Origin of the sequence: Prosthecobacter sp. (assembly GCF_044222345.1) — a bacterium.
Lineage (GTDB): Bacteria > Verrucomicrobiota > Verrucomicrobiia > Verrucomicrobiales > Verrucomicrobiaceae > Prosthecobacter.
In genome coordinates this window covers 1-12,722 of record NZ_JBGANL010000014.1, presented here as the reverse complement: position 1 = coordinate 12,722, position 12,722 = coordinate 1, and the positions used below count along the sequence as shown (strand labels likewise).

The 12,722-nt window shown below is 57.8% G+C and carries 11 protein-coding genes; 1 reads left to right on the top strand and 10 read right to left on the bottom strand.

Annotated elements, in window-relative coordinates; genetic code table 11:
• Position 1 precedes the first annotated feature (1 nt).
• The 9 genes from ACILSL_RS09820 to ACILSL_RS09780 all read right to left on the bottom strand — a co-directional run bounded on the left by ACILSL_RS09820 (position 2) and on the right by ACILSL_RS09780 (position 10,611).
• Positions 2-1,189 carry an O-antigen ligase family protein gene (locus tag ACILSL_RS09820; RefSeq protein WP_395731842.1) on the bottom strand — a complete coding sequence of 396 codons (1,188 nt, stop codon included), beginning with the start codon at positions 1,187-1,189 and terminating at the stop codon, positions 2-4.
• A gap of 270 nt (positions 1,190-1,459) precedes the next feature.
• Positions 1,460-2,578: a glycosyltransferase family 4 protein gene (locus ACILSL_RS09815; protein WP_395731841.1), complete on the bottom strand. Its 1,119-nt coding sequence runs from the start codon at positions 2,576-2,578 to the stop codon at positions 1,460-1,462.
• Between the two features lie 53 nt (positions 2,579-2,631).
• Positions 2,632-4,938 (bottom strand): polysaccharide biosynthesis tyrosine autokinase, encoded by a 2,307-nt coding sequence (locus tag ACILSL_RS09810; RefSeq protein ID WP_395731840.1) that lies wholly within the window; start codon positions 4,936-4,938, stop codon positions 2,632-2,634.
• 30 nt (positions 4,939-4,968) lie between these two features.
• Positions 4,969-5,616, bottom strand: a complete 648-nt coding sequence (locus ACILSL_RS09805; protein WP_395731839.1) for a polysaccharide biosynthesis/export family protein — start codon at positions 5,614-5,616, stop codon at positions 4,969-4,971.
• A 16-nt stretch (positions 5,617-5,632) separates the two neighbouring features.
• A complete protein-coding gene (locus tag ACILSL_RS09800) occupies positions 5,633-7,234 on the bottom strand; it encodes a hypothetical protein (RefSeq protein WP_395731838.1) in 1,602 nt (533 codons plus the stop codon).
• Positions 7,235-7,497: 263 nt separating this feature from the next.
• A complete protein-coding gene (locus ACILSL_RS09795; RefSeq protein WP_395731837.1) occupies positions 7,498-7,746 on the bottom strand; it encodes a hypothetical protein in 249 nt (82 codons plus the stop codon).
• 67 nt (positions 7,747-7,813) lie between these two features.
• Entirely contained in the window at positions 7,814-8,566 is a 753-nt protein-coding gene (locus ACILSL_RS09790; RefSeq protein WP_395731836.1) for a hypothetical protein, read from the bottom strand.
• Between the two features lie 161 nt (positions 8,567-8,727).
• Entirely contained in the window at positions 8,728-9,897 is a 1,170-nt protein-coding gene (locus ACILSL_RS09785) for an endonuclease/exonuclease/phosphatase family protein (protein ID WP_395731835.1), read from the bottom strand.
• 420 nt (positions 9,898-10,317) lie between these two features.
• A complete protein-coding gene (locus ACILSL_RS09780; RefSeq protein WP_395731834.1) occupies positions 10,318-10,611 on the bottom strand; it encodes a hypothetical protein in 294 nt (97 codons plus the stop codon).
• A 215-nt stretch (positions 10,612-10,826) separates the two neighbouring features.
• Between ACILSL_RS09780 and ACILSL_RS09775 the strand changes: the two genes are divergently transcribed.
• Positions 10,827-11,975: a glycosyltransferase family 4 protein gene (locus tag ACILSL_RS09775; protein ID WP_395731833.1), complete on the top strand. Its 1,149-nt coding sequence runs from the start codon at positions 10,827-10,829 to the stop codon at positions 11,973-11,975.
• Here the strand turns inward: ACILSL_RS09775 and ACILSL_RS09770 are convergent.
• Positions 11,920-12,722, bottom strand: an 803-nt coding sequence (locus tag ACILSL_RS09770) for a glycosyltransferase (RefSeq protein WP_395731832.1), incomplete at its 5' end; no start/stop codon positions are given. The two genes, ACILSL_RS09775 and ACILSL_RS09770, sit on opposite strands and share 56 nt — an antisense overlap.

The following is a 12,722-nucleotide window of genomic DNA, read 5'->3' as shown; positions in this document are numbered from 1 at the left end:
GTCAAAACACCACAAAATCCGTGGAGAACAGCTCCCAATAATAAATCAGCACTTCCATAAGCATGTACATGATCATCATGTCAACCACACCAACGCGCGACCACTTGAGCTTGATGGCACCGAACTGGTCGGGGATGTTTTCGGCCGCCTCCTCTTCATCCTCGGTGTTCTGACGGCCAGCCACAGCCTGCACCTCATTCTTCTGCCCGTCATCAGACACAAGCAGCAGCAGCGGCTTGGATTCCGGCTCCGCCGAAGCCTCCGGATCGACCTCTTCCTCCCGTCCCTTGCTACCTGGCAAAAATCGTCGGTGAAAGGCGGACAGGGCACCGGACAGCAGGAAAAAGTCCATGTGATAGGCACGGTCCACCACCCAACTGGAGAACACCGTCGTTGCGATCAACGCATACAGCGTTCGCTGCACCCTCATCGCCTCGCTGCCTGGCGCAGACTGCGCAGCGAGCAGCACCCGCACCCCTCCATAAAAAATGCCCGCATACAGCAGCAGCCCCACGTACCCCAGATCAGCCCCATGCCGGACATACGAACCGTGCGTGGCGATCGGGATATAAACCGTGCGGTGCAGCTTGCCGTCACGAATGGAAACATACCCCTGGAACGTCTTCAGCCCCGCACCCGTTCCAGTGCTCTCCATGCTGGATTTGGCCTGCTGCCAGACGATCATACGACCCTGGATGCCTTCGTCATCCTTGGACATCGTATCCATGCGCGGCAGGCTTTTCAAAGCCGCAATACCAACACCGTACACCAGCGCCAGCATCACCAGTTGCAGCCACACCGGCCGCTTGAACAGAAAGAGCATCGTGAGGCCCCCGGCACCAGCCAAAAAGGCCCCCTTGGACTCCGTCAGCAGCACGCAGTGGATCGCCAGCGCGATGAGCGCAAAGCCGAGCATTTTGTTCTTTCCCCCCGCCATCACCCACCACGCTATCGCGGCGGGAATGAGGGTCACCACACCGTGCCCCAGCGCATTAGGATTGCGGAACACCCACGTGTTCAAGGTGAGTCGGTCATGGAAGGCCATGGTGAGCTCTGCCGAACCCTTCACCAGCTCAACGTCCCAGTGACTGGAAACCGCCAGCAATGCCAGGACGGCGAGGCAGCCCAGCCAGATATTGAGGTATTTTTCAATCTTCGCCCAGCTGTTAAGCGCCAGGGCGGTGACCATGTGGAAGCTGAAGTAGGTGAAAACTTCCTTGAAGGCCGCGGTATGGTCCTCCGTGGCGTAAACGGTCCACAAACAGTAGGCGGTGATCAGCCAGTCGATCGGTACCTTCCAGAGAATGGCACTGCTGAACCCGGCGGCGCGGCGTACGGTGGCGATGATGCCGATATACATCGCGTACTTCACCACACTGACCCCGCTGATGATGGAAAAGATGTCCTGAGGGCGGACATACCAAAAGAACACAAGCAGGCAGGCGCAAATAAAATCCACTTATCGGCCCTCCGCTGTCGTGAGATTTTTGCCGCCCAGGGCGGTATAAACCGCCATGTAATCAGCTGCCGTCTTTGCCAAAGGATACTCTTGTTCGATGAACTCCCGTGCCGCGCCGCCCATGGTGCGCAGCAGATCGGGTTGCTCCAGCAGGGCGGTGATCGCCGCTGCCACGTCATCGGCTGTTGTCATGGCAGCCAGGCTGCCATTGCGGCCGGGGTGGATGAGTTCTTCCGAGCCACAGGTTGCGTGCATGAGAACGGGCACGCCGCAGCTCATCGCTTCGAGGGTGACGTTGGACATGCCTTCGGAGGTGGAGGTTAGCACCAGCAGATCGAGGGCATTGTAAACGGTGGTCATGTCGTCACGGTGTCCGAGCTGGATGATGCGATCGGCGAAGGGATGGCTGGTGACGAGTTCGTTGGTTGCGGCTTCACAGTTGCCGCCTGCGCCTGCGAGGACGAGACGGGCGGTTGGGAAGATTTTGCCGATTTTTAGAAATGCTTGGAGGAGGAGATTGTGACGTTTTTCGGGGACGTAGCGGGCGGCCATGCCGAAGGCAGGGGCGTGGGGGGGGATGCCGAGGGAGAGGCGGCATTTTTCCTTGTCTAAAGAACTGAATTTCAATGTATCAACGCCATTACGTATGACACGGAGGGTGAGATTGCGGGTGAGGCCGAGGGCCGCCATGTCGTTGATCTGGCCCTGGGAGACGGTGTGAATGATATCACAACGCGCATAGAAGAGGCGGCGGAGCCTGAGACGCCAGGGGGAACGCTCCCAGCCGTAGAGCAGGGCGTGCTCGCCATGGAGGAGGGGGGTGCGGTTGAGGCCGAGGGCAAGGGCGAGGAGGGAGTAAACGAGGGCGTTCCAGTTATGGGAGTGGATGACGTCAGGCTTAAGCTCGCGTATGAGCGCACGCAGGCGCAGGGCGCAGCGGAGGTCGAGGCCGGGGCGTTTCTGGAGTTCGAGGACCGGGGTGCCTGGGGGGAGGCGGTGCTTGAAGTCGTCCGAGCCAACGAGGGCGCAGACGATGACTTTAAAACCGGACTGGGAAAGCCGCCAGGCCATCTGGCCGATCATGTTCTCCATGCCTCCTTGACGGAAGGAGTGAAGCACGTGGAGCACGCTGATTCCCATGAAATAAACGACGCAAGGTCACACCGCCCAGGTCACGCGTCCTCTTCCGACTGCGAGCCACCCTGTTTGGAACTGCTGTAGTAGGTGGGTTCGTAATAGCGGGAGTAGTAGGTGCCGTAGTAGTAGGAATTTTCGAGGCGCTTCAAGTTCACGCAGTTCAGGACGAAGCCATACACGGGAGCGCCTGACTGGTGCAGAATTTCCGAGGCGGTGGCGACGTCACGCTGGGTGGTCTGGTCGGCGCGAATGACGAAAATCAAGCCGTCCACGGCTTTGCTGATGAGCAGCGAGTCCGCGAGGCCAAGGAGCGGCGGAGTGTCCACAATGATGCGGTCAAACTGCGGACGCAGGGCGTCGACCAACTTCTGAAACTGGTTCCGGGAGAGGAGTTCAGGGCTGACGCTCTTGCTTTTGCCGCGGGCGATGAATTTGAGGTGGGGCGTCTTGGTGACTTGAATGGCCTCCGCGAGATTAACGTCACCGGCAAGGAGCTCAGAAAGTCCGTTCCGCTTGCGGTCGAGCTCAAAGAGGCGGTGCAGTGTGCCACGGCGAAGGTCACTGTCGATGATGAGCACTTTTTCACCGCTTTCGGCGAAGGATTTGGCGAGGTGCATGGCGACGGTGCTTTTACCATCGCTGGGGCGGGCGCTGGTGACCATGATGACCTGCTTGAGGTTGTCCTTGGGCGCGTAGAACGGCAGGGAACTGCGGATGATGCGGAAGGACTCGTGGGCATGGGTTCCGGTGCTGGAGGACTCCGCCTTGGCATCCTCGATGGCGAGCTTTGGAGGTGCTTCCATCAAAGGCACGATGCCGCAGGCGGGATATTGGCAGTATTTTTCAGCTTCACCGACGAAGGAGGAGGTGAAGCGGAGGCGTTCGGTGAGCACGGGAGCGCCAAGACCAAGGCCGAGGGAGAGGGCGAGGGCGTAGGTGAGGAGCTTTTGCTTGTTGGGGGAGACGGGAATGTCATCGCGCACTTCGGTGAAGCCCTTGAAGAAGAAATCCACCTGAACTTCGGGACCGGTGTAGTCCATGGCGGAGAGGCGGGATTTCATGCCAATGTAGGCCTGCTCCCAGGCGAGGCGACCGCTGGACTGGAGACGGAAGTCTCTGCGATAGTCATCGTAGCCTGCGATGAGCTTGTGGTATTCGGGCATCTTTTCCTGCAAGGCGGCAAGCTCCTGGCGGATATGATCTTTTTCGAGCTGAAAGGCGGCGATTTCTTTTTTCCACTCGGCTTCGAGGGCGAAGCTGTAAGCGTCGATTTCTTTTTGGAGGGCGCGCATTTGCTCGTGCCCTGGGAGGAGGTTGCTGGAGAGGCGCTGGTATTCGCGCTGGGCTTCGCGCAGTTGTTCATCAATGCCTTCCCAGACTTCGGAGCGTTTGGAAGCTTCGGGGATGACGATGGTGCTGCCATCGGAAGAGGGTGGTGCGCCAGCGGGGACTCGAGACGCGGGGTCAACGGCGACGGTACCACTGCCACCCATCACGATATTGGGGGGACTGGTTTTGAGGAGAAAGGGGTCTGTCTCAGCACTCCGGCGCACAATGGTGCCGACTGCGAGGGGCTTGTCGCGGTACTTCTGGAGGAGGGAAAGCTTTTCAGCGGTGCTGGGGGCGGTGGCGTCGATGTACTTTTCGACCTCTTCCATGGCATCAAGCTGAGAGCGGTAGGTGAGCATCTGAGTGGGCAGGTGCTCGAGCTTGTTGTTGGCGACAAAGTTTTCGAGGATGCGATTTTCGGACTCAAAGCGGCGGTCACGCTCAGTTTCGGCCTTCAAGTTTTCGCGGATACGGTCCATTTCCTTGGAGAAGCCCTGGATGAGGAGGTCACGATGCTTGATACGAGATTCGGTGAGAAAGTCATGGTACTCGAGAAGCATGGCCTGCGGCCAGAGCTTGGCGAGACGAGGTTCATAGACCCAGACCTCGATCTCCAACTGGGAAGCGACCGAGCTGGTGATTTTGATTTTGGAGATGAAACGGCTCCAGATGGTGCCGAGCTGGTTCACGTTTTGGACGAGTTTGAGGCGCATGGCGGTGCGTTCAGCAAGCCAGCGTGACTGGAGGCCGAGGACGACCTGCGAATGAATGTTGTCCCACTTGGTGTTGCCACGGATATCTGAAATTTCAGACTTGATGGGCAGGTCCACGTAGCTGTATTCGACGGTGCTCTTGGAGTAGTAGGAGGGCTTGCCGTAAACGAAATAGGCGAGGGCGAGGGAGGAGCCGAGGGCACCGGCAAACATGCCCAAACGCCAGTACTTCACATACCGTGACAGGAATTGAAGGATGTCCTGAAATGTGAGAAAGCGTTTGAAGCCCTGGGTTGCCATAAGATGGGAGAGAAGCGGAAAGGAGGGCTGTTACAAACCAAACATTTTCTTTGGCACGACAATGCAGTCACCTTCCTGAACGACAGGGTCAGAGGCCCTGCCGGTTTCAACGGCTTCGAAGTTGACGTTGATGCGCTGAACGCCTGAAGGGCTGTTGCGCAGGATGTACGCTTTTTTCTTGCCGGCAAAAGGTTTGAAGCCACCTGCATCAATGACGGCCTGATAGGCGGAGACGGGGGCGTCGCCGAGAGGGCGGACGGTGACACGACCGCTCTGCATCGTTTCGCCACTGAGGCGGAGGGTGAGTCCACCGGCGGCGGTTTCACCGCGCATACCAGGGTCAACAATGACAGTGGCGAGTTTCAAGTGATTGGCCTGCAGGGTGGATTTGATGCGGGCCTCAGCCTCAGACAAGGTGAGTCCCTGGATGCCGACGCGGCCAAGCTTTGGAACGATGATGTCGCCGCTGGGACGGATGATGTAGGAGCCGTTGAAGGAATTGTCCTCGAGGACAAACATATCAATCAGATCACCGATCTGAATGCGATAGTTGGCGTTCCCACCGAGGGTGGATTTGGGGAGAGGGGCAAGATCAGCGGAATCGTAATTTTGCGGACCACTGCAGGAGACCAAGCCGACGATAGCGAGAAGGCACGGAACAAAGACTGATTTAAACATACAGGATTGGAATATTCTAGAAGCTCTTGGACGCACCGAGGTACAAGTAATGTTCAGTATAGCCGTATGTGTTGCCATGAAAATCCAAATATTGGTAAAATGCCTGAGCGTTAACCGTGTTGGATATAGCGTAGGTGAGTCCGGAGCGGTAGGTCCACTGGGTCCATTCAATGGCGCTGTTGGGGATGCTGATCTTTTCCCAGCCGGCGGAGGCAAAACTGCCAATTCTGGGGGAAATATTAGTACTCATCATAATTCCCGCATATTGGATCTGCTGAGTGGTTTGTTTGTTGAACTGCAGGTAGCGCTTGGATACGCCAGCGTAAGCCGTCGTGTTGATGCGACCGCCAAGGAGGTGAACGAGCCGGTATTCAGCAAAGTCTTCGAGTCCTATAGGAGCGTTGAAAGGCTGATAAACGCGGCGACCAACCTCAGCATACTGATAAGTGCGGGGACCGAGGCGGTTCTGGATGCCGACGAGGGCGGTCCAGCCCTTGTAATTCGGCCCTTCCCCGGTAAGCCAATAATAGCCGCCCTCAGCGTAGGTAGTGAGGAAGTTGGTGAGACTTTTGCGGAAGCCAGCGACCGCCCAGTTGATGGTGGTGTTGAAGAAGGGGGAGCGGGTGGAGAAGTTATAACCGGCGTAGGAGGTGAAGTAGGGATCACCGTTACGGATGTAGGCCCCGCCGTTGAGGGCAGAGTAGAGGGTGTTGAAGTTTTTGCCCCATGCGTCCACGCGATCAAGGTAGAACATGCTCTGGGTGGCATTACCGTGGCGTCCAAAAAGCCTGGCACCGATGATGTTGTAATAGCCGTTGAGGCCGCTCCAATGGTCGTTGTTGATACCGAAGCGCGCATTAGGGTCGTAGCTGTTAATAGCACCTGAGCCATAGCCCACGCCATAGCGACCGACGCGTTCCACCGGAGAGAGATCACCCCAAGATTGATTAGCATTCACATACACATCCCAGAGATTATAAGGCTGGATGTAGGGGGTAAACTGGTCAGTGACGACAAGGCGCCAATTGTTCCATTCTTTCTTCCAAACGCCTTGGAACAAGGCTCTGGCGCCGAACTGTGGCAGCATCAAGCCAGCCATGGGACCAGGAATGGCCCACCCGAACTCGCCTTTGTCCGGCAGCCAGTATAAGTAGGGATTGATGCTGATGGCCAATGAGTCACCGAGGACCAAGGTGGCGCGAAAGCTCGTCCAGACGATCTGCGCCCAGCCATTGGGCGGGAGGGAGGAAATGCCTGGATAATTGCCTTGGATGTCTGTATAGATCAAACCATACCCGGCATAAATGCTATCCACCACAAGGGGTCCAGCAATCATGGTGAGGCGATTGTTCTGGATGCCGCCATAGCCAGAACCGAGTTGGACGCCGAAGGCGGGAATGCCCAGATTCAGCCCCAGCGAGGTGCCGAGAAAGTAGCTGTCGGTGGCACTGTACAACGTCCAACTGGTGTAACGATTGATGTTGCTGACGGGAGCCAGCACATCGCGAGTGCCCTGCCGGAGATCACCGATGGAATCGCCAATGGTGGTCTGCTGGTAAAGATTCTTCTGTGGAACATAGCGGTACTCGCCATAAGGGCGAGTGACGTCCTGGCCCAAGGCGTGGTTACCGGCAGTATCCGACTGGGAGGGAGCGCCAAAGAGGGGTGACCGAGAGCGAGGCGCCCGGGAGAGAGGTGCACCAGACTGGGGATCGGAGGTCTGAGCACCCGCCGGAAGCTGCAAGACGAGCAGCAAGAAGGCGGCACCTCCTAAGAAGTGGACCGATCGGTCAATTAGATATTTTTTCATCGTAGCCACTGAGCTTTATTTATGTTTAATATTTATTTCTCAGAGGAAAAAGGAGGCGACCGAGAGGGCTGTCACGGTTTACGCACCACCAGAAGGGCGCGAATAATCGAAAAAACGCTATAAAACAGCCCCGCAAACAAGGGAACACAAATGAGGACGGGGCACCAGATCACCTTCCAAGACAGGGAGAGTGTGGCGTCGCTGAACAAGTCAACCAAGAGAACAACAGCCATCACAAACCAAACCCCCGCAGCCATGAACAGAACCAGCATGGAAATGTTTTGCGGATCGGCCAACAAGGCATTTTGGAAAAGATACACTGTATTTCAAGATGTTGAAGTGAACCAACGCAACCGTCACCAACGTTAAGCGCTAATCTGCAACAGATTAGAAACGCTTCCAAACAGGCGACTTGTCGATGAATGGCTTGGTCTTTGGGCTAGGCCAGACCGAGAACATCATGGCATCCCAAGCGGCTTTTTCGCCCCAGAGCTTGTCAGCCACTGGGCTGAGATTGTTGTTATCAAGCAACAGAGTCAACATCATGACCGTACCAGCGTCACCGACGGAAACGCCTTCGACGTAAACGTGCTTGGGAGGAAGACTGGAGGCGGCGGGCCACTCGACGCGTCGTTTGCCGGGATCCGCAGAGTCCAGAAGGAGGGTGGTGCGGGTGGTGTCGAGCCAGACGCGAACATGACCGCCGCGGCGCTGCTCCTCTTCATAGGAAGCGAAGTGACCGCGCTTGTGACCAAGATTCACCGGGCGGAGATCGAGGATGGCGGCGGTTTTGTAGTACAAAAACTTGAGATCAGGGGAACCCGTGGTCTGGAGGGCGGTGTTGTGGATCACGGAAAGATCGACACGAGCGAGTTCGCGGGTGCCGACGATCAAACCTGGAGGGTTGCGCTTGATGTTGTCGCTGGCATCAAGGTCGGTGGAATTCAAGAATCCATCATAGTTGCTGTCTGCCGCGATGCTCACCCGGCCGAGGGTGCGATCCTGCTGAGGGAAATAGCCGAGTCCGAAGGCGAAGCCGCCGTAGCCTCCGCCAAAGGCAAAAATATCAACAGCGCCAATCACGAGCACAGAAGCGACGGCACCCGCGATCAGCATGTTTTTGTTTAGGTTCATCTTCATAATGTGGTCAATGGGATAAGAAGCAGGATTAACTTAAGGGCTTTGATTGGTAGTTCTTTTTTCAATATCTGCAATACACATTTTTGAAACAAATCTTGGCAGTGCAGCGCGTATTTTGAGTTCGTGGCCAGCATTTACCATGCCATCGATTCAACCGTACGTCATTCTTCTTTAGATCTATCCTTTTCGCAGCTAAATAACGATGCAACTGGAAGGTGCTGGGACATGACTCCGGAGGGCGTGGAGCAGGACAAAACCGTCCAATGCGCCGAAGCAAAGATGTGATCGATGCGAATCCAGGGGGCAAAAAATCTGCCGATGGATTTGAAATTACTGGGGAAAGTGTGGCCAAAACCAGTGCCCGCAGACAGCTGTGCATCCTGCAAGACAGAGTGCAACAAACCGTAGCCGCGCCCCAGTGGCGGGACGTTGAGATCACCCATTAAAATGACGGGGGCGGACTCTGCCCGAACGCGCGCGGCAAGCTGCGCGGCAAGGCCGACCCGTGCCGTCCAATATTCGAGATACTGCTGATGACGCGCATACAAGGGAGTGTACGGAATGACGCCTAATATTCCATACAAAAATGTTCCGTGTTTAGCGTACCAGTAAAGTAGGTCGCGGGGAGTAGGCAAATGAATGTTATAAACGATGATTTTCCGGCCCTGCCAGTCGATCACAGAGCGGGTTCCAGCACGCCAAACAGGTGTTTTTCCAGCCGGGAAATCGAGGTCCAGAGAGGTGTTCTCAACGAGAGGCCAGCGGCTCAGCAGGGCGTATTCACCGCTCTGATATGTATACCGGCAATGCATAAACTCAGGGAGCGCAGCTAATTGTGTGAGACGGCGGCCAGCGTCTTGGAAGACGGCAATGTCTGGGCGCTGCGCCGATGCAAATACAGCCAAACCTTTATCCGAACCTTGCCCCCGATTATAGGTCATGACGGATAGGATATTTTCCCCTGATGGCTGCGTAGGGGTAAAACCTGATGTGAAACAGTAGCCCCCTAGCCAAATGACGATGAAGAGGGCGCTGGAGAGGGAGAGGAGGGCTGAGCGCCAGCAGAGAAAGAGGAGGCTGCCGAGGAGGGTTCCTAGCAGGGGTAGGACGAGCACCCAGACAGGGAGATAGGCGAGGAAAATGGTAAGAAGATTGTCTTCTGCACGAGAGCGAATGAAAAACGCCAAAAAGAGGACTCCAGCAACGAGGAGGAGGGTGCTGGAAAAAAACCAGGAACGCAGCCACTGCCAGAGGGACGCCAGGCGGGCCCAGAGAAGCAGGAGGAGGGCACGGTCATCTGCGGGAGCGGGGGGTGTGGAGGGGGCGGGCATTTATTGGGGAGCGAGGATGCTCACGAGGAGGGAGATTGTGGAGGGTCCAGTGTTCAGGAACTGAGAAAGGATTGTCCAAAAATGGTTTCACCGTCATTCCAAGCTCATCGTGGTAATGCCACAGAGGGAATATGAGGCAAGATGCCAATTATTGACACAAGTTGCCATCATTGATCTGACACGTCGTACTCTTTTATAAAGGGTCTTTAACGCCGTGGGCAAGTGTCCACGGGTCTTGAGACCGGTGTAGAGGAGGGGCTGGAAGCTCGGTGAGGATGCTGCCTGAGTGAGCGCTGCTCGACAGGCAGGAGCGCCCATCGTATTTCCGGCTGTCGATGTTGGCTAGCACGGGGGACGCTACACGGGGGACTGCGCGGACTACTTTGGCTTCGTCTGGTTCGTGCGCTGCACGGCGGAATTCTACTCCAAGGGGTTTTTCTTGGGCGGCGTGGCGGGCACGGGGGGGACGGTCTTGCTGTCCGGGAGAATGCGGGGCTTGGGGATTTCGTCCACGCGAGGCTTCAAAATAGAATCTTCGAGAGGCTCACCTTTATATTCGGGTGCTTTGTCACCTTCCGTGACGACCATGACGCCGGCTTCTTTCCAGCCGAGGCGAACCATGCCGACGGGGATGACGATCCACAGTAGTATAATGCTCGCGACCAAGACGACGAGAGCTTCCAAAATAGTCAGACCACTGCGGTTTTTAATCATAAGAAAATATTGAGATGGTGTGAACGCGCCTGTGTTCAATGGCGGTCAAGTTGATGCCAGGCGAAGGGATGTCTGATAGTCGCGCCAAGTTGCTAGGGCAAGAAACAACGGATTTGAACTGCATTTTTTGACAGCGCTGGTAGTTGCTGGCATGGGATGAGGTCGCTTTTTCTTATTCTTTTCCACTGCTTTGTAAAACCGCCGCCGCACGATTCATGAAGTTTGTCTTTGTCAGTGCCAACCAAGGTGGCGGGGGTAGTGAGGAGCTATGGGTGCAGACGGCGGGCCGGCTGCGGGGGCTGGGGCATGATGTGCTGGCGCTGACGGAGTGGAAGGCAGGTGCGCAACGCCGGGTGAAGCAACTGGGGGCGATGAAGGTGCGGCACGAGTCTGTGGACCGGAGCGGGAAGCGGGCGGTGGTGGACAAGGTGTGGGAGCGTGTGAGCGGGAGCGCGCCGTGGAGGCTGCGCCACTTGAAGTCGGTGCTGCTGCGTGAGGCGCCGGACCTGGTGATTTTTAATTCGGGGACGCTGGTGGACGGGCTGCCTCTGCTGGAGGTGATCCATGAGGCGGGGCTGCCGTGTGTGGTGGTGACTCACCTGGTGTCCACGGACAACTGGCCGGAGGATGGTCTGGCGGAGAAGATCCACCGGGCATACGCGGGTGCGCTGGAGGCGTGCTTTGTGTCTGAGCACAACCGTGAGCTGTGTACGCGGCAGACGGGGCGGAGGCTGAAGAATGCGCGGATCGTGCGGAATCCGTTTCTGGTGAGCGGGGAGGCGATGCCGATGCCTGTGCTAAACGGGGATGCGACGGTGAGGCTGGCGCTGCCGGCACGTCTGCACCCGAAGACGAAGGGGCATGACATGCTGTTTGAGGTGCTGGCGCGGCCGGAGTGGCGGGAGCGGAAGATCCAGGTTTCTCTGTTTGGGAATGGTGGCTGCGAGCGTACGCTGCGGGCGCTGTGCGAGGAGCTGAAGCTGACGGAGAAGGTTATTTTCGCCGGTCATGTGGATGACATGGGGACGGTGTGGAGGGAGCACCATGCGCTGCTGCTGCCTTCGCGCCATGAGGGGCTGCCGATCGCGCAGATCGAGGCGATGTGGGCGGGGCGGGTAGTGATCGCGACGCCGGCGGGTGGCATCGCGGAGATGATGGTGCCGGGGGTGACGGGATTTCTGGCGGGTGCGTGTGAGACGAATGCGCTGCACGCGGTGATGGAGGAGGCGTGGGCGGAGCGTGAGCGGTGGGGTGCGATGGGTGCTGCGGGGCGTGAGCTGGCGCAAGCGCGCATCCCGGCGGAGCCAGTCACGGTGTGGGTGGAGCACTTGCTGGGGCTGACTGAAAGAGGCGGCAGGCTTTGAGCCAGAGGCGTGAGGGGATGTCTTTGCGGGAGATGAGCTTGTCCATGGCGGCGAGGAAGGAGGGCTGACGCAAACGGGTGAAGGGGGGGATGCCGTCGAGGCGCTGAAAGTGGCGTGCCATGCGCCAGAGTGCGGGGAGGGCGAAGGGGCTGGAGCGATCGTGGAGCTGGAGGGCGGTCTTTAGATCGAGGCCGGTGAAGGCGGGGGCGTGGCGCTCCCAGACGCGACGGCGTGCGAGGGCGGCGCGCTTTTCTTTCATGGCTTTCTGGGTGACGCCTTCGGGATTGATGCGGTAGCGGAGGAGTCGCGCGGGCATGGTGGCGGCGAGGTGGTGGGAGAGGAGGCGCATCCACATATCATAGTCTTCGGACCAGTAGGGCTCTGCGGGGGTGCTGTGGTCCTGGTAGTTGCCGGCGTGGAGGATGGCGCTGCGTTTGAAGAGGACGGTGGGGTGCCAGATGCGGGGGCCGACGAGCGTGGCGTGGAGGACTTCTGCTGGGGTGTAGGGCAAGGCGGAAGCGCCTTCGAGGGGATTGCCTGCCATGTCAATGCAGGTGCGGTCTGTGCCGACGAGGGCGAGGTGGGGATGCTGGCGGAGGAAATCGAGCTGCTGGCGGAAGCGGTCGGGGTGGCAGATGTCGTCTGCATCCATGCGGGCGCAGAGTTCGGTGGTGGCGACTTCGACGAGGCGTGCGAGGGAGAGGCCGAGGGAGAGGGGCTGGCCGCGGTAGATGCGGCCGGGGAGGC